This window comes from Enterovibrio sp. FF113 (assembly GCF_041439165.1).
Classification (GTDB): domain Bacteria; phylum Pseudomonadota; class Gammaproteobacteria; order Enterobacterales; family Vibrionaceae; genus Enterovibrio; species Enterovibrio norvegicus_A.
Genome location: NZ_JBGONO010000003.1, coordinates 1 through 18,670 on the forward strand (window position 1 = coordinate 1; position 18,670 = coordinate 18,670).

Annotated in this window: 15 protein-coding genes, 1 pseudogene and 1 riboswitch; of the genes and pseudogenes, 7 read left to right on the plus strand and 9 right to left on the minus strand. The window is 46.8% G+C overall.

Going from position 1 to position 18,670, the window contains the following annotated elements; all coding sequences use genetic code 11:
* Positions 1–535 (plus strand): annotated as a pseudogene (locus ACED36_RS02970) (hypothetical protein); the annotation flags it as partial.
* 601 nt (positions 536–1,136) lie between these two features.
* Here ACED36_RS02970 and pcp read toward each other — a convergent pair.
* Genes pcp through ACED36_RS02985 form a run of 3 tightly spaced genes read right to left on the minus strand, consistent with a single transcriptional unit; the run spans position 1,137 to position 3,418 of the window.
* Positions 1,137–1,775, minus strand: coding sequence for a pyroglutamyl-peptidase I (pcp, locus tag ACED36_RS02975; RefSeq protein WP_016959642.1), 639 nt, complete (start codon positions 1,773–1,775; stop codon positions 1,137–1,139).
* A gap of 11 nt (positions 1,776–1,786) precedes the next feature.
* A complete protein-coding gene (locus ACED36_RS02980) occupies positions 1,787–2,692 on the minus strand; it encodes a DUF979 domain-containing protein (RefSeq protein ID WP_371732762.1) in 906 nt (301 codons plus the stop codon).
* A 3-nt stretch (positions 2,693–2,695) separates the two neighbouring features.
* Complete coding sequence (locus ACED36_RS02985; RefSeq protein ID WP_026023914.1) at positions 2,696–3,418, minus strand: DUF969 domain-containing protein; 723 nt, start codon at positions 3,416–3,418, stop codon at positions 2,696–2,698.
* Between the two features lie 445 nt (positions 3,419–3,863).
* Here ACED36_RS02985 and ACED36_RS02990 point away from each other — a divergent pair, with 445 nt between their 5' ends.
* Positions 3,864–4,439, plus strand: coding sequence for a hypothetical protein (locus ACED36_RS02990; protein WP_017006053.1), 576 nt, complete (start codon positions 3,864–3,866; stop codon positions 4,437–4,439).
* A gap of 246 nt (positions 4,440–4,685) precedes the next feature.
* Entirely contained in the window at positions 4,686–5,114 is a 429-nt protein-coding gene (locus ACED36_RS02995) for a murein L,D-transpeptidase family protein (RefSeq protein WP_241819246.1), read from the plus strand.
* Positions 5,115–5,264: 150 nt separating this feature from the next.
* On the opposite strand, the gene gbpA is transcribed toward ACED36_RS02995, so the two are convergent.
* The 5 genes from gbpA to ACED36_RS03020 form a co-directional block, all read right to left on the minus strand.
* Positions 5,265–6,827, minus strand: a complete 1,563-nt coding sequence (gene gbpA / locus ACED36_RS03000) for an N-acetylglucosamine-binding protein GbpA (protein WP_371732763.1) — start codon at positions 6,825–6,827, stop codon at positions 5,265–5,267.
* 80 nt (positions 6,828–6,907) lie between these two features.
* A riboswitch (cyclic di-GMP riboswitch) is annotated at positions 6,908–7,011 on the minus strand.
* Between the two features lie 123 nt (positions 7,012–7,134).
* Positions 7,135–7,614, minus strand: coding sequence for a GNAT family N-acetyltransferase (locus tag ACED36_RS03005; protein ID WP_017006051.1), 480 nt, complete (start codon positions 7,612–7,614; stop codon positions 7,135–7,137).
* The gene (locus ACED36_RS03010; RefSeq protein WP_371732764.1) at positions 7,614–9,596 is read right to left on the minus strand and encodes a monovalent cation:proton antiporter-2 (CPA2) family protein; all 1,983 of its coding nucleotides are present in this window, start codon (positions 9,594–9,596) and stop codon (positions 7,614–7,616) included. Before ACED36_RS03010 ends, ACED36_RS03005 begins: the two co-directional genes overlap by 1 nt.
* Entirely contained in the window at positions 9,593–10,222 is a 630-nt protein-coding gene (locus tag ACED36_RS03015) for an NAD(P)H-dependent oxidoreductase (RefSeq protein WP_371732765.1), read from the minus strand. The genes ACED36_RS03010 and ACED36_RS03015 overlap by 4 nt, the downstream gene beginning before the upstream one ends.
* 402 nt (positions 10,223–10,624) lie before the next feature.
* Positions 10,625–11,257, minus strand: coding sequence for a LysE family translocator (locus tag ACED36_RS03020; protein ID WP_016959651.1), 633 nt, complete (start codon positions 11,255–11,257; stop codon positions 10,625–10,627).
* Positions 11,258–11,363: 106 nt separating this feature from the next.
* Here ACED36_RS03020 and ACED36_RS03025 point away from each other — a divergent pair, with 106 nt between their 5' ends.
* The 4 genes from ACED36_RS03025 to rarD all read left to right on the plus strand — a co-directional run bounded on the left by ACED36_RS03025 (position 11,364) and on the right by rarD (position 15,265).
* Positions 11,364–11,780 carry a thiol-disulfide oxidoreductase DCC family protein gene (locus tag ACED36_RS03025; RefSeq protein ID WP_017003744.1) on the plus strand — a complete coding sequence of 139 codons (417 nt, stop codon included), beginning with the start codon at positions 11,364–11,366 and terminating at the stop codon, positions 11,778–11,780.
* A gap of 230 nt (positions 11,781–12,010) precedes the next feature.
* Positions 12,011–12,712: a flagellar brake protein gene (locus tag ACED36_RS03030; protein WP_017003745.1), complete on the plus strand. Its 702-nt coding sequence runs from the start codon at positions 12,011–12,013 to the stop codon at positions 12,710–12,712.
* 57 nt (positions 12,713–12,769) lie between these two features.
* Complete coding sequence (locus ACED36_RS03035; protein WP_371732766.1) at positions 12,770–14,062, plus strand: alpha/beta fold hydrolase; 1,293 nt, start codon at positions 12,770–12,772, stop codon at positions 14,060–14,062.
* Positions 14,063–14,365: 303 nt separating this feature from the next.
* Complete coding sequence (gene rarD / locus ACED36_RS03040; RefSeq protein ID WP_371732767.1) at positions 14,366–15,265, plus strand: EamA family transporter RarD; 900 nt, start codon at positions 14,366–14,368, stop codon at positions 15,263–15,265.
* A 246-nt stretch (positions 15,266–15,511) separates the two neighbouring features.
* On the opposite strand, the gene ACED36_RS03045 is transcribed toward rarD, so the two are convergent.
* Positions 15,512–18,667, minus strand: a complete 3,156-nt coding sequence (locus ACED36_RS03045; protein ID WP_017003748.1) for an efflux RND transporter permease subunit — start codon at positions 18,665–18,667, stop codon at positions 15,512–15,514.
* Between the last annotated feature and the right edge of the window lie 3 nt (positions 18,668–18,670).

The window sequence follows — 18,670 nt, forward strand, 5'->3', positions numbered from 1 at the left end:
TAAGGCATCAATGCTAGCAAACGGCAATGATAGGAAAACCGGTACGCTCACCATCACTGATAACGACGTATTCACCGAAAATAGTATCTGTAGTCAGTACAGTTATGTGTCTGTATCCGTTTATGGCCATACCATTTACATAGATTGTGATAATGGTGTTATTGGTGGACCTGACTTAGTCACAAAGTTAAACATGAACTATCAAGGGTCGGGACTGATCAATGAATGGGAGACTGTGACTGAAGGTAAAGGCTCGAATGTAGATTGGAGATCCAACGTTGGTGTGGCAATTACATCCGGTATCACTAGCTTTATTTATACCAATGCTGCAAACGATAACGCGTTCAAAGTATGTCAAACTAACCCCAACGGACACTATTACAGTGTTCTTCAAGGTGGAATCATTCTCGATTCAAGCACCAACAAAGTTCATTGCAACATTGTTGTCAACGAAGGGAAATGTCTAAACGGTGCTAAACAACCCATCGTCTATCTTGGAAAGTCTAGCTTTGAAGCGTGTGATTTTATCGAATAGAACCCGATAACATTACGACCTATTAACGCGGTGTATCTACTTCACCAAAATGAACATGCCGTATTTAAGCCGCTCAGTGAGCGGCTTTTTAGTCTCGCTGCACTCCTCCCATAAGCATCACTCATCGCGTCGACGGAAAGCACCGAAAGGCTCAAGGCCAATACAAATATTTTGATACCACTCCTCTATTAACGCCTTGTCGATAGGTGGCTTTTTGCATCATCAACACCTATTTTAGGTTTCGTTACATTAGTCATTTTATATATAAATGCCATCTCATAATTGGACCACTCCACGTATCATTTTTAAGGTTAGAGTCTGAAACAATATTGAAGAAAATTATTGAATGGCGTTTCACAATGCGTCACCGATATCAATTGCATCAGATCGAAAAAATATTTTCTATTAACCCTAGTGACGGCATCGTCACCCAGCTTTCCAATTTTAGTGACATGGTGAGATTTGGCGAATTTAGTACGTGGGGTGATTTTTATTCTTTAAGAGTGAATTTTTACGAAAATGCGCACTTAAAAACAAAAAAGCCTGTCAGCAATCGCTGTCAGGCTTTTCGTTATTCAGCTTTTAACGTTCATTTCTGCTGTTAGCAAATCTTCCCCGCCCCCACTGCAATGTCGTGCTTATTGTCCAGTGTTGCTTGCGCAGCCACTTTCAAGCCTTCCACAATGGTTTCAAGAGACATTGACGGTTGATCTGTCGCTGCCGCTTGTTCAGGTAGCAATGGAATGTGAATAAAGCCGTGTCCAATATCCGTGTCACGCAAGAAGTGTTGAACACCATAGAAAACATGGTTACAGACAAACGTACCCGCGGTGTTAGAGACGGTACAAGGAATACCCTTCTCTTGCATGGCACTCGTAATTGCCTTGATTGGCAAGGTACTGAAATACGCATCAGGGCCATCTTCATCGATTGGCTCGTCGATTGGCTGGTTGCCACCGTTATCTGGGATACGAAAATCATCAATGTTAATCGCAACACGCTCAGGGGTGATCGCATTGCGACCCGCAGCCTGACCCACTGTAATCACAAATGTTGGCTTGTGAGTCTCAATGGCTTTAGTGACGGCTTTAATCGCGTCATAACGCGTCACAGGCACTTCACAGATAACTATCTCGCCACCATTGAGCTGAAAACCATCAAGCTGCTTTACTGCTTCCAATGCAGGGTTAACTAAAGCGCCACCAAAAGGCTCGAAGCCTGTAATCAATACTTTTCTCATCACTACTACTCTCAGAATGCAAAGCTATACATAACGAAGATGTTGAACGCCAAGATGCACAGGCCAGGAAACACCTGCATCAAAATAACGTGGTGTTTATTTTTCAATTCAAGTAACGCTGCAGGTACGACATTAAAGTTGGCAGCCATTGGGGTCATTAGCGTACCGCAGTAACCGGAAAGCATACCCAGCACACCTACGATGGCGGCGTTGCCGCCGTTTTCGAGTATCAGCAATGGAATACCGATGCCTGTTGTGATCACGGCAAACGCGGCAAACGCATTACCCATCACCACGGTGAAAATGGTCATACCTACGCAGTAAGCAATCACGTTCACCAGCAGCATGTTCTCAGGGATCATCATTTTGACAATTTGCGCGACGGTATCGCCCACACCCGCCTGATTGAACAGAAACCCTAACGCGGCCAGAAACTGCGACAAGATGGCAGCCCAACCGATGGAATCGATCAAACGGCGTCCTTCGTTAAGGCTGTGCATCGGTTTGCTTTTGGTGATCATTAACGCCACAACGATGGCTGCAATAGAGCTGAGACCTAGGCCAACCAGTGCGCCGAGTGACGTAAACTGGCTGATAGCAACCGTGCCGACAGGCACGATAGCAGCAGGAATGAACAGCTTGTTTTTAAGCATGGTTGCGGTTTGTTTACGCTCTTCTTCGGTGGTGGTGCGGTAGTTGCCCACGCCCATAAACCCACCCGCCGCCAGCGCGGTAAGCGCCAATACCATAAGACCTGTCACCCAGTTCGGGATCATCGCGCCAAACAGGAATGTCATGCCGTAGATCAGCCAAAACAGACCACTACCGATACGTTTCGGATTCTCTTTATCAAGGAAGCTTTGCAGCGAGAACGCCAGCAGCAATAAACCCGTGGTTTGATAAATGTACTCTAACATGGGTTATTGCCCTTCTTTTTGCGCATCAGCGTTTGCAGTCGCTGATGCACTTTGATTGGTCGATGGCTTAAGAAGACGCACTTCCACGATTTTGCTGAAGACAACGAACAGCACAAACGATGCAACGGCGGTTGGCAGTGCCCACAAGGCCATGGTTTCAAGCTTCACGTCGAGTTGATTATCAGTCATCACGCCTTTGATAAGAAGAATACCGCCTGTGCCGATAAACAGCAGCTGGCTAAAGAAGTTGCCAAAATTTTCACTTGCCGCTGATAACGCACGAATCGACTGACGTTTTTCATCTGACAAATTGGGGCAGTCTTTTTCTGCGGCGGCTTCCGCCATAGGTGCAATAAGCGGACGGATCATCGATGGGTGACCACCAATACTCAGACCCATCCCGTTGGTAGCTTTACGCAACAACAAGTAAGTCATCAGAATTTTACTGACTGACGCTTTCTTCATCGAGCCAATCAAAGCTTCTGCGCGCTGACGAAGGCCGAAACGTTCAAGAATGCCAATCATTGGCAAAATAAGAATGAAAAGGGACATATAGCGGTTTTGGGTAAAGGATTGACCTAAGATAGACAGGATTTCCATTACCGCGATGTCTGCGACTAAACCGGTTGCGACACCCGCAACCAAAATGACCAGTAACGTATTGAGTTTTAACGCTAACCCAGCTGTAATTACAACAATGCCAATTAATGGCCAAAAATCAATCATAATGCTCTCTACACGGCCTTTTATATAAGTAATGGTTAACGGTTTCACTCCCATCAACACCCCGAGTATACGAAAGCACCAAAAGCAGCTCCAATCAGAGATTTTTGTGGTTATAACCAATAATTTCACTTATTGAGGTTAACTTTCCACCAACGACAGTTATTTAACCTTAAGCCTTACCAGACATAACTTTGGTTAAAGCGAAATTCAAAAAAGTCACGTTAAAGATGATTCATTGATATAACTTAATGTTGAAAAATTTAGGCTAGTTGCCTAGTTCACCCATTTGAACGATAAACACTCAGTTTCATCCACGTGGTAATCCTCAACATCTTTCGACAGGTCTCATTTAGAAAACAGTTAGCGTCCATTTATAGCGGTATAATTCACACTAATATTTCCATTTCTGCTGCCTCGAATCGCCCCCTATCAATAAGGATGTATGATGGTTCCGACTCGTTTTTTCTTTGGCTACCTGCTTGCTGTAACCTCTCTAGTCGGCTGTGCGACTCAACCTGAACCGGTAAAAACCATTCAGTTGTATTCAAACAAAGAAGTTATTCAACTGTCGTATTGCACTGAGCTTGCAGATACCGCCTATTTCATTGCTTCAGAAAAATTGAAACAGCGTCCTCAACAAGCATTGATTGAACGCTATGCAACAGAGGCTTCCTCCAAAATTAAGATTAACGCTGTTCAGCGCATCTATAGCACGGACTTTGACAGTGCTTGGGATTACTCAGTCAGCCTGTTTGGTGAATGCGCGCAAAAAGTGGCTGAGATCCCGTCACAACGGTTGGATATCGCCAGGTTTTGTGCGCAAAAAGCCGTGGTTGCGGGCGGCGCTTATGATTTCAAACAAAGCGGCGCGCCCAAATTAGAGGCGTACATGGCATTCGCCAGCTATAAACCGACACGACCTTATGAGGTCATCGATGCTGTCTATGACAGCAGGTCAACCTCTCACCTTAATGTTTCTCAAAATACTTGGGATCACTGCATTGACGTGATGTCCGAGTAATAACATCGCCACAGGGCAGGCCTTGAATTACTGACCTGTGGTAATTTCCCCACCAAATTGGGTATTTACTGCGATTAAGTGGTAATACTTAATATTCGTAGGAAAAAGTTCAGGGATGTTATGAAACGGAATTTTTCACCATTGGCTGTCATGAAGGGGAAAGCGGTGATACGAGGCCTTATCAAATCTTCATGGTGGTTTTTACTGCCCACTATCCTTGCCTTACCCGCTCAAGCGACGAACAGTATGGTTGACATTGATTTGGTCAAAGTGGATAAATCTGCCCGTAAAATGTATCTGATCCAAGGTGATAAAATCGTCAAATGGTATCCCATTGCACTTGGTGCCAACCCGAAAGGTCACAAACTACGTGAAGGCGACAAACGCACGCCGGAAGGCAGTTATACCCTTGACTTCATTAACGAGAAATCCCGCTTTTATCGCTCTATCCGCATCAATTATCCCAACACACGAGATCTCGCGCGCGCTGAATTATTGGGCGTGAGCCCTGGCGGTCAAATCATGATTCATGGTCAGAAAAACGAAGCAGGCCCGCACCCTAGCCTTAGTCGAGGTGAGGATTGGACAGATGGTTGTATTGCGATTGCCAACGAGCAGATGGATGAGTTTCTGAGCATGGTCTCAGTAGGCACGCCGATAACAATTGAATGGTAAGCCATTCTGCTTAAAGCTTTCACTCAGATCACGTGAAATCAGAGACATTGTCGACCTTTGTTTGTACCCAAACAGTCCAAAAAAAGCCCGATGCGTTGCTTCGCATCAGGCTTGTCATTTGATTTATTATGCTATCAACAATGTCTGTTGTTATTCACAAGCAAACGGGCCTTTGTTCGTCCATGCTTCTGGTGCTGATGCTGGGCTGCTGTTTACCCACCATTTAGCCTGATACAAGTTGCCTCCAAACAGCACCTGCTCGCCAGTTAAATACGCTTTGCCTGATGTCCAGGCCACTGGCAAGGTACTGATCAATTTCCACGCATCGCTGCTTTCTGGTGCTGCTCCCTGAATCCAGTATTTTGCTTCCCACACTAAACCATTGAAGCCTACTTTTTCGCCGCCTGTGTAGGTGGTATTTTCCTCCCATGCTGGGTGGTTCATTGCCTCAGGATCAGTGCCACACTGGTCGATTTTTTCAATCAGGTGAAAGTCTATGGTTTGCTGTTCAACCAAATTTCCTTCACTGTCTTTCACGCGAGAAACCAGCATATGGTGACCGGCGCTAATTTTCGTCAGTTGTAGATTCACGTTTTCAGACACGCCATCTTCCAACGACAACTTTTCGTAAGCTAATGCTTCTTGTGCGTGATTGTAAACGGTCATTTCAACCGTAATGTCACCAGCAGCCGTGACGGTGAAATCGAGATCAATCCCGTCTTCTGAAATCATGTATTCGGATGCCACGCCATCAATGATCACGCCGTAATCCGGCTCAGGTGATGCAATGTCATAGCCAACTTCTACACGTGCTAGTCCACTGTCTTTCTTCAAGTAGATCGGATTAGCACCGTAAACGGGGATAAAATTGCCATTGCTGTCACGCACACCCGCTTTAATAACGTTATTAGCCTGATTAATTTTTGCCGCAAGATCGAATGACCAGGTGTTTGCCACACCGGCTTTTTCGCTCTCAATGATCAGACGCGTTGACAGCTCTGGGCGCTCGCCTTCGTTGTCAAACACACGGGTAAATACCGCATCCCCTGTTGCCAGGTTAATACCAGGATTAATTTGCCCATGTTGAGACCAATTAGGTTGCTCTGGCTGCTCGCCGTCAAATTGCACATCGATGGCGTTATAAAACGCTGCGGCAGTATCACCCACATCCCAAACAGCCAAAATGACATGGTAACCTTCACGAGCAGGCACATTACACGAGTGAACCATGGTCTTTGGCGGCTTTTGCATGTTGCCTTCAATCACACAAAACGGATTCAAATCTAATGCAGCGCGAGCCAGCGGCTGATTCACGTTCCAATCAGGTTGAGTGATGTAGTACTTCCAAGTGCGCGTCACATGGTTTGCCGTGAACGTCCACTCAAAATCATTCTGACCGGCCACAATCGAGCGTTTGATCCAGCGTGAAGCGGTCTGCTCATCTAACGCTGAAAACTGGATCAATCCCGCGCTGGCCAGTTTGCCGTCTTCGGGGCCAAGTTCTGGGAAACCCTCCGGCCCTTCCACACTTTGTGGCTCCCACTGAACTTGACCACAATCAGTATTTTTCTCACCCGTTTCAGAGGTGTATTTACACATTGCCGCACGGCCAGCTAAGCCATCATCAACGGCGCTAATATAACCATGAGACATCACGCTCGCGCTGAAAAGCGCGGCGGTAACAGACAAAATAGAGGTGTGAAGCTTGAGCATGTATGTACTTCCTGCGTGTTTTTATTGTTATTCACCCACAGCACGGACAGACGCGAAAAGCAGACATTTTCAATCTCGAAAATGGCAACCCCGCTATCATCATTGTTCTCTACATTAAGCAGAGAACACTCTTAGACCGGAGGCTTTGCGTCCTGTTTTTTCAAACAGTTTGCCGATAATTGTGGAACGCGCGCATCGTATTCTGAATAGCTTGATATTCAACAGAAATATAGGGGGCGCGGAGGTGGCAAGAGCCTTAATGGAAGGAGGGTCACACAGGGCATGCATTGATAGTACGCTTTATCACCTAACGCCGCTTTTGCATTCTCAGTAACGTCCATGTTTCTTCTTGAAACTCACGCGTTTTGGTCTCTTCTTGTAGTAAGTCGAACCCCAGGGCGGTGTAGCAAGCGACTGCGATCTGATTGCACTCAAACACGGCCAAGCTAACTGTCGTAATTTTAGGCTCTTCAAAGGCAACATCCAGTGCCATTGACACCATCGCTTTGCCCCAGCCTTGCCCACGGCTATTTTCAGCGGCGATCAGCACCCGACATAGGCGGTATTCAGTGGCAGATACTCGATAAAGCTCAATGTACCCGACTGCTTCACCCTGATGACGAAAGAGAAAAGGGCGCACTTCGGGTTTCGCTAAGTGCGCTGCGACCTGCTCAACCGTGATTGGAAATTCAAACGCCGGGCCCCCCCATAGGTAATTGTCTCTGGCGTTTGGTATCCAACCGCAAAGTTGTGGTGCATCTGCTGCTTCAAAGGGCACAAGCAACATTAAGCGGGTTTCTCCTGTTCGTCCGACGCGTCATTCAGCGGTTCATTAGGCTGGTCATCCGAAGGAGGCGCACCAAATTCATCTAAGTAACCCTTTGGTGGCGGCGTCCACTCGCGCTCGGTGAGAGCATGTTTATCCATCCTATCCGTATCCATCGCTTCTCGAATGGTTTCTTCTAGCTCAATAAACAGATGTTGGTAATGGTTATCGTAGGTTTGTGATTCTTCGCCGCCTAACCAACTTTGATAGAGTTTTTCAGAACTCTGTTTCTCAATTTGGTTAAACATCGCTTTTTGCTGCTCAACCAAAAAGGGATGTGAGCCAAGCGTACGCAGCGCTTCTGCGCCCATTTCCAGTGCAGAGTGGTAGGTTTCTTTGATCACAAAATCCGCCCCCGCATGGCGAAGCTTATACGCATGCCCACGGTCAAAGGCACGAGCGAGCACTTTCACATGGGGATAGGTGTGTTTCACGTACTCAACAAGCTCGGTGGTGGTTTCTTCGTTATCCATGGCGACCACCAACAACGCCGATTCTTCGATACCTGCTGTATGCAATAGATCGGGTCGAGTGGCATCACCAAAATAGCTTTTGATGTTAATTTGGCGCAGGTTTTCTACTTGCGTGGCTTCGTGATCAAGCACGACGGTCTTCACCCCATTACCCGTCAGCAAACGATTCACTACCTGCCCAAAACGGCCAACACCCGCAATAATCACCGACCCTTGCTCATCAATCACATCGGCTTCGCGGTTATTAGACACTTTCTCGTAACGCGGCAAAATGACGTTGTCATAAAGAATAAATAAACCGGGTGTGAGAAACATAGAAATTGCTACTACCAGCGACAGTAACTGCGCAGTTTCAGCAGGCAATACATTGTTTTGCATTGAGAAACTTAGTAACACAAACCCGAACTCACCCGCTTGGGCGAGGCTCAGTGCAAATAACCAACGAGCTGAGCCTTTGATCTTGAATATAAAAGTCAACAAAAGCAGCACGATGGCTTTCAATACCATGAGTCCGATTGTCAGGCCAATAATGACAAACAGATCTTCAAACAAGATGCCAAAGTTGATGCCCGCCCCAACAGTAATAAAGAACAAGCCCAGCAGCAGTCCTTTAAACGGTTCAATGTTTGATTCCAACTCATGACGAAATTCACTGTTGGCCAATACGACACCCGCCAAAAACGTACCTAGTGCTGGTGAAAGGCCTATCAAACTCATCAGTGCGGCAATACCAATCACGAGCATCAGCGCGGTGGCGGTAAATATCTCACGAAGACCAGAGCTGGCAACAAAGCGTAATAACGGACGGCTTAAATAGTGCCCGCCTACAACGACACCTGCGATTGAGCCCAAGATCACTAAACCGACGGCCCAACCCGGCAATCCCGCGACTAGGCTCATTTGTTCATGGTGTTCAGACGCGGAAGCGGCGGCATGTTTTGCCTTTTCCACCAACTCAGGGAGTGCCAACAGCGGAATAAACGCCAGCATCGGTATCACGGCAATATCTTGAAACAGCAACACTGAAAAAGCATTTCGACCGCCTTCTGTTTTGGTGAGTCGCTTTTCATTAAAGGTTTGCAGCACAATAGCAGTCGAAGACAACGCGAAGATTAAGCCAATGGCAAGCGCGATGGTCCAAGGTTGCTCAAAGAGTAATGCAATCCCCATCACTATCGCTGTTGTGACACCGACTTGGAGGCCGCCCAATCCCATCAAGCGGTTTCGCATTGCCCAGAGCATCTTCGGCTCAAGCTCTAAACCTACGAGGAACAACATCATCACGACACCAAATTCTGCGAAGTGCTGAATAGTATTGGTTTCCGAACCCACTAGCCCCGTCAGAGGGCCAATAATCACACCGGCAATCAAATACCCAAGAACCGAGCCCAAACCCAAACGCTTGGCAATCGGCACCGCAATGACAGCAGCAACTAAATAGATAAATGCCTTTAAGAATAAATCTGTCATGCTTTTCCTTCCTTGATGGCGCCATCGATAGAGCGGGCTGTTATTTTTTCAATACCAGCAAGCAAATCCGTGTCTAGGTTGTCATCAACCAACGCAGTCAGTAATTTTTTATAAGCGGCAGTATGTTGGCCGACTTTTCCTTCCTCTGCGGCGGTTCGTGAGCCAAAGATCGCAAACGGCGCCAGATAATTCATGCCCGTTAAGTTTGCCATTTGTTCAAGGGGATAGAGAAGTTCACGGATTTTGAAATGGTTAAACCCATCGGCTTTATACGCTTCTTCACTCCCACCCGCGGTAATGGCACACATGAAGTATTTCCCCTGCAATGCGGTGCCGCTCGAGCCATAAGCAAAACCATATTCCAACACTAAATCTTGCCATTCTTTCAAGATGGCAGGCGTTGAATACCAATAAAGGGGAAATTGGAAGAGCACCACATCATGCTCACGCAAACGCGCTTGCTCGCGGTCAATGTCAATGTGAAAGGTCGGATATTCGGCATAGAGATCCACCACTGTCGCTCCCTCGACCGACTGCGCGATTTTATAAAGCGGCGCATTCACTTCCGATCGTCGTTGAGACGGGTGCGCAAATAACACCAGCACTTTCTTTTTATTGTCTGCCATAAACGTCCTTTTTTGACATTGGTGCCTCTAATATGAGTGCTTCAAGCGCATTGCAACCAGGTAACCAAATAATTACTGGTTAATATTAGTAACCTAAAATACCAAAATCCTGCCACGTACTGCAATATTAGTGAGTGAGCATATACCCTATCTCAGAAGGTAGACTAAACACTCGCTTGGTTGAAATCACATCAATCGCACTTGAGTCACTAGGCCATACTATAAAGACATCCCATGATGAATCTGAGTACGACATTCAAGAAGAAGTCGAAAAACATTCATGAGCATAGGTGGAACATGGTGTTGTGCTGGGGACCATGCTTCACTTAGTTTCATTCTTAGAGGCTCTATCACGATCAAAAAAGCCCCGAGCGGGGCTTTCTTCTGTCATCTTCACACACGCTATTTCGATGAACTGGTAAACAGTAGTTTCAGACCAAATGCTAACATCACCGAACCTAATACTCTGTCTACCCAATGCCCAACACGTTTGAATTTGGCTTGGACAGACGGTTTCGACAGAACAAGCGCCACTGAACTGAACCACGCCAATTGAACAAACATCATCCATATACCCAGCAAGAAAAGCTCAAAGGTGGGCATGTCCGGTGAAACCACCAAGGTGAATACAGAGAGAAAATACAATGGTGCTTTCGGGTTTAACGCATTACAAACAAAGCCCATCGAAATCAGCTTCGCCGTGGAGCGTGCTTTCACTGGCACAGACTGCTCATCATCGCCTACTGCTGCTTTACTTCGAATACCCTTCACACCGAGATAAATCAGATAAGCTGCGGCTAAATACTTCATTACCGACAAGACAATCGCAGAGTCACTGATCACAGTCGCGAGGCCAATAGATGAATAAATAATATGAACAGAAAGGCCGAGCGCAATACCAAGACTAACGAGCAACCCTGCACGGCGACCATGCACAAGTGATTGTTGTGAAACCATCACAAAATCAGGTCCTGGCGACGCTGCCCCCAATAGATGGACTAAAGTCAGGGTAATAAACGCGTGATAGAATTCCATTCACATTGCTCCGTTTTTCCGATAATAACTAACTGTTTGGTATGGTGACGATCCGAATATAAATCAACTGCGTATCAATGAAGAACTCATGATTAGGACACGCACAATGCTATTCACACTTTTCTACGATGGAAGTTGCCCTTTATGTGTGGCCGAGATGAACCAACTCCGCACCTTAAACACGAATGGCTCACTTCATTTTGAAGACATTTTAGCGTCTGATTTTACCGAACGTTATCCAGATATTATCCCTGATGATGCACGTGAAATTTTGCATGGCAAATTTCACGATGGCCGAGTATTACTAGGGTTAGACGTGACACATCAGGCTTGGAAACGGGTGGGTAGAAAACGTTGGATTGGTTTACTTCGCCTTCCTGTCATTCGTTGGTTTGCAGATAAAGCCTATCTAACTTTTGCCAAGAACCGTTATCGCATCTCATGGTTGCTCACAGGCAAGTCACGCTGTGAACCTTGTGCTAGCGGGGGGTGCGAGATAAACAAAAACAGACCGAAAACATAAGTTGATTGAAAAGCCACACCAGTGTAATTAACTATTAACAACAACACAGAGCTACTGTAAATCTGGCACTTTCATTGACATGCATCACTATTATACCGCCAATCATTCTATTGACTAATTGTTCATTTAGACGCACCATCCCTGCCAAAATACGTGTCGTAAATTTGAGAAATGATTAACGCAATTTCTAATTTCGCGACTCAATTCAATATGTTGATTTGTATAACAGAATGAAAACCACCGACACACTTTCGGCTGCGGCCTTTTTGCCAACGATCCCCGTTGGCACTGCTCTCACGTTTGAACTGAGATACAAAGATAATATCAAAGCCTTTAGCGGGTCCTCCCGCCTCATTGGCTATCGTGATCGAAAGTATCTGCTTCTTGAAACACCAAGCGACCCTGAACTGAGTAAATTGCTGTCCGACCCTTCTGGCTGGCAAGTCATTGTGCGCGGTATCTCTTCGTCACGTTATGGCGAAATATTTGCGTTCAAATCCCATATTCTTAGCGTGATGCACAGGCCCGAAAAGATGCTCGCGATTGCCATTCCAGATTCTGTCGGCATTCACCGCATGCGCAGATTTGCACGCTACACCGTATCTCGCATTGTGCAGGTCGAAATTAATGGCAGAGGCACATTAGCAAAACTTGCCGATTTCTCTTTGGGCGGATGCGCCATCAGAGTGTCGAACAGTCAATTTATCGAGCCTGGCGAGTCAGTGCGTTTTAACATCAACGCGCTATTTGATACGCCCATCATGTTTGAAGGCACAGTAGTGACGGTCACCAGCAGTGGTGAAGGGATTCAACTGGGCATCAAATTCAACAACGAAGGCAGCCATCAAGCACGTGATACGCTTGCTAGGCTCATCATGTCATCTGAGATAGATGCCGAAAATTCAACAAGCCATGTCTCCACGGTTTCTTAGCAAGCAGAGAGACGCTAAAGTCAGTGATGAAACCGTCCAAGACGAGAGGAAAAAGTCATGCAAGAAACCTTTATCGATGATGGCTTGGTCTATCGTCAACACCACTTTGATTTACCGCTAAATTACGATGACAAAAACAGCACAACACTTCGCGTTTTTGCTCGAGAAGTCGTTGAGCATCACCGTGATGCAGGCTCCCTGCCTTGGCTGGTGTATTTTCAAGGTGGCCCAGGCTTCCCTTCCCCGCGACCAGACGGTCGGAGCGGTTGGCTAAAGCGTGCATTGCAACAATACCGTGTTCTCTTGTTAGATCAACGTGGCACGGGGCTCAGTTCCCCACTCACACTTCAGACACTTGCCGACTTATCCTCGAGTGACCAAGCGGAACTTATCTCACATTTTCGCGCCGACAATATTGTTCGCGATGCAGAAGCCATTCGTGAGCAGTTCGGCATCAAAACATGGTCAATTTTAGGTCAAAGCTTTGGCGGTTTCTGTGCACTCACTTATTTGTCGTTCTATCCAAACAGCCTGAGCCGCGTATACATTACAGGTGGTGTACCTTCGTTAACTCGCCCTGCCGATGACGTTTACCGTGCCACCTATCAACGCGTGCTAGACAAGAATGAGGCTTTCTTTGCACAGTTCCCAAGCGCCCAAACACGCTGCAAAGAGATCGCTACTCACTTAACATCCAGTGACGTTAAATTGCCGAACGGTCAGACGTTTACTGTGGAACAATTCCAGCAAATTGGCATCAATCTTGGCCGTAGTGGTGCAAACTTGCCGATGTATTATTTGCTCGAAGACGCATTCGTCAATACCGCTACCGGCAAGGCGCTCAGCTATGCCTTTTTACAAGCGATGTTGGCCGAACAAAGCTATCAGACCAACCCTATTTATGCCTTCCTACATGAACCGATTTACAACCAAGATCAATCCTCTGATTGGTCTGCCCATCGCGTTCGCAATACAGAGTTTCCGGCATTTAACTATTCACCCGAAACACCATTTTTGTTCACGGGCGAAATGGTATATCCGTGGATGTTTGACCAACTTCAAAATCTGGTTCCACTAAAAGGCGCGGCGGAATTGCTTGCCGCTAAATCGGATTGGCCTGCGTTGTATGACGTGGACGCACTCAACGCGAACATGGTTCCCGTCGCTTGTGCGGTATACGCAGACGACATGTACGTGGAGATGGATTATTCCCGCGAAACACTGCGAAACATTCCTAACAGTCGCGCCTGGATCACCAACGAATACGAACATAACGGCCTTCGCGCTGACGGCGAACGTATATTGGGTAGATTGATTGATATGGCAGAAGAAATCGAAAATACCCCATAAATACACGTTAGCCGCATGATCCTTTCATGCGGCTTCATAACTGCAAAAAACCACCTTACTAATAGCCGTTCCCATACGAAGAATTATGTATAAAAACTTCAATATCAATGTTAAATATTGGTGACTAAATCCCTGTTATTTATTATATTTATATAGAAATCAAAAGCATAAATGTCCTATTACTTGACCTGGTAACCACACTTCGATTTAAACCGTTATTTCTTCCTATCAAATGCTTTACAATTGCCATTCTCGCTATAAAATCCCGCTTCTTCTGACTATTTTTCATCCAGGTACTATTCTATGAATCCGACACGTTTTGGTAACGTGATGGCGGCGATTGCCTTCCTGTTATGGGGCGCGATGCCGCTCTATTATCAGCTTCTCCCTAACGCGGCAATGGATGAACTGCTCGCCTTGCGTATCGCTGCATCCGTACCATTTTTACTCATCATTTTGCAGAGTCGTCGCGGGCGCTCACTTAATTGGCAAACATTGACCGCAGACAAACGCTCTTTTGCTTTCGCGTCATTAGCATCGGTCATGATGTGTATATCTTGGAGTGCTTTTACATGGGCGATGACAAACGACCGAGTGTTAGATGCAAGCCTAGGCTTTTTCATTAACCCCTTACTGGTTATCGCACTTGGCGTCTTGGCATTTAAAGAGACGCTAAGCTTTGGTCAAAAAGCCGCGGTTGTCTTTGGTGCGTTAGGGTTGAGCTATCAGGTGTGGCAATACGGTGAAGTGCCTGTTGCAGCCGTATTGATGGCGGTATTTTTCGCACTATACGGCTGGTGCAAACGCTATGTGAAATATGATGCTATTTCGTGCCTATTCGTCGAAGCCATCGTTTTATTTCCTTTTGCAGCGGGATATATGGCCTACAAAATGGCCACAGGAACCAGTGTCGCGGTATCTAGCGAGATGTCGACGCTACTGCTTTATCTTGGCGCAGCGCCAATCACACTCGCACCGCTGTTCTTCTTCTCAGAAGCCGTGAAGCACGCAAAAATGTCGATGATTGGACTCATGCAATACATCGAACCCAGCCTGCAGTTTCTCCTCGCGGTGTTAATCTTCCATGAAACATTCGACAGCATTAAAGCCGTGAGCTTTGGTTTAATTTGGCTGGGGTTGGTTGTTTCAATCACAGAGGGTCTGATAAAGGTGAAAGCAAAAACGAACCTGCCACAGACCTAATCCCCATAGGGTTAAGCAAGCGGTCATACTTTGCGCAGGAACAATCGTCAAGAGCAAGGAAGAAATCCCAGTGACTCTTTATTCCAATTATAAAATTTCTGACACAGCTATTGCCGACTTTAACCAGCAAGAATGACTGAATACTTATCCTAATTGGTATAAATGAAAACAAAAAAGAAAAGGCATCCGAGGATGCCTTTTTCATATCAAACTTGGCCGCATTCGGCGGTCATAGCGCTCGCTTGATTATTTTTCGTCTTCCACTTCAATCAACTTAGTGGAGCCGCCGTGATACTTCTCACGCAGTCGCTGGATAATGGCAAAGAAGCCAGGGATAAAGAACGTACCCGCCAACAACACGCAGAGCAAACCACCTGCCAGTGATATACCCAGTGAGTTCTGGCTGATGTTACCCGCCCCACTCGCAAAGACTAACGGCATGATGCCGAGAATGAATGACCAAGACGTCATGTTCACCGCGCGGAAACGCAGCTTGCCGCCCATCACTGCAGAGTCACTAATTGGGTGTTCATTCTGTTCACGCTCATTTTTAGCAAATTCAACGATCAAAATGGCATTTTTAGCGGCCATCGCAATCAACAGAACCAGACCAATTTGCGCGTACAAGTTAAGCGGTGTGCCAGTGGCAGCGAGAGCGAGGAAGGAACCCAAGGTTGCAACCGGAACCACCAGAATGATCGCCAGTGGAATCGTCCAACTTTCATACTGTGCCACCATAAACAGGTAGATGAAGATCAGCGCAAGACCAAAGGCATAGATCGCCAAACTGCCTGCCTGTTTCTCCTGATAGGCCATTCCCGTCCACTCATATTGGTAACCTTGTGGCAGTTGTTCTGCCGCAACACGTTCCATCGCTTCAATCGCATCACCTGACGAGTAGCCTGGCGCAGGTGACCCTTGGATGACAGCAGAACGATACATGTTGTAACGCCATGCGACATCCGGTTCGAACACCTGCTCGATATCAATCAAAGTACCCAGTGGGATCATTTCACCCGAGTTAGAGCGAACATGGAAACGACTCAATGAATCCAAATCGTTACGGAAATCCGCATCAGCCTGAATCGTCACACGGTAGCTCTTGCCGTACAAACTGAAATCATTCACATACATCGACGCCAAGTTGCCTTGAAGCGTAGTGAAAATTTCGGACAGAGGAATACCCAGTTGCTTGGCTTTCTCACGGTCAATATCAACGTAGAAATGCGGAACATTCGCGCGGAACGTACTAAACGTACTCGCAATTTCCGGCTGCTGGTTAGCCGCTTCCATCAACTGTTGTGACACCATGGCCAAATCACCACGACTTCGGCCAAGCGTATCTTCCAATACAAACTCGAAGCCAGACGCCGGTCCCATCCCCGGAACAGCAGGTGGACCCATAGTGAACACAATCGCTTCCGGTAACTGCATGGCAGCAGCCCCATTGATTCGGTTAATAATGTCAAACGAGGAGTGGTCACCATCAAGTGCTTGACGCGTTTCCCAATCCTTCAATTTCACAAACATTGACGCACCGTTTGATGCAGAAGCACCCGTCAAGAATGCGTAGCCGTTAGCAACGGTAGCCCCTTCAACACCCGGTTCGCTGGTCACAATGTCATTCAGCTTTCTGGTCACTTCCTCTGTACGTGACAAAGAAGCAGCATCCGGTAGCTGAACGTTGATCAGCAGAACACCTTTATCTTCTTGCGGTACAAACCCTGTTGATGTGGTTGTAGCAAAGTAACCTGCCGCACTGACTGCAACGATAAATAGCACACCCAACACCGCAGTTTTACGGACTAAGAAGCCTGCAATCGCGCCGTATTTGTTAGTAACGCTTTCTAAGCCACGGTTAAATGCCGTAAACCAACGCGCGTGATTGTCTTTACCTTGCTTGAGCACAAGGGAGCACATTGCAGGTGACAAGGTCAGTGCGTTAATTGACGAGATCAGAACGGAAATACATATCGTCAATGCGAATTGGCGGTACATGATCCCGGTAATACCCGGCAACATTGCCACGGGTAAGAACACGGCCAGCAACACCATCGTCGACGTAATAATGGGACCCGTCACTTCCTTCATCGCAAGCAATGTCGCTTGGCGAGGCGTCAAAGACGGATCTTTTGCCATGTTGGTATCAACGTTTTCGATAACCAAGATGGCATCATCCACCACAATACCGATGGCCAAAATCAAACCAAACAGCGTCACGGTGTTGATGGTAAAGCCCGCCGCCAACATGATGGCAAACGTACCCACAAGTGACACAGGGATCGCGACAACGGGGATCAAAGTAGAACGGAAACTACCAAGGAAAAGGTAGGTCACCGCAATAACCAGCAATATCGCTTCTATCAGCGTGACAACGACGCCTTTGATAGACTCAGAGACAAACAGCGTCGTGTCATAACTGGTCTCATAGCTCATCCCTTCAGGGAAGCTCTGAGAGAGCTGTTCTAAACGCTCCATGACCATCCCCCCACTTTCCAGCGCGTTAGCGTCAGATTGCAGGTTCAAGATCACGATAGAGGCAGGCTGTTCGCGGAAATTGCCGTTACCCGAGTAAGACTTGCGGCCCAAGGACACATCAGCGATATCTTTCAGGTACACCATGGTGCCGTCCGCATTTGCGCGAACAACCACGTCTTTAAACTCATCCACCGAGCTCAGGCGACCTTGTGTCACCAGTTTGAACGTCATTTCTTGTGCGTTGTTGAATGGCGGCGCGCCAATATCACCCGCGGCAACCTGAACGTTTTGCTCAGCAAGCACAGAACGCACATCTGACGTGGTGATGCCTAGATTGGCCATTTTTTCTGGGTTAAGCCAAACACGCATCGAGTATTCGCCACCACCAAGCACATTGACATCACTGATGCCTTTGACTCGTGCAATTTGGTCTTTGACATTCAGGTTGATGTAGTTAACCAGAAACTGTTCATCGTATTTGCCGTCAGGCGCATAGAAGTTCAGTACCATTAACAAGTCCGGCGAACGCTTCTTCACCGTGACACCAATCTGACGCACTTCTTGCGGCAGCTTTGATTCTATTTGTGCAACACGGTTTTGTACGTTGACCTGTGCCATATCAGGGTCAGTGCCGATATCAAAGGTCACGTTTAAACTGTAAGAGCCATCATTAGCACTTTTGGAAGACATGTAGATCATGTTTTCCACGCCATTGACCGATGTTTCTATCGGGTCTGCGATGGCTTGCTCAACCACCTCAGCACTGGCACCTGCGTAAAACGCCGTCACACTAACAGAAGGTGGACTGATTCGAGGGTATTCAGCGACTGGCAGGTTCAACAATGCGATGAGACCTGAGAGCGTCAGAATGATGGAGATAACCAGCGCAAATTTTGGGCGGTTAATAAAAAAGCGACTTAACATATC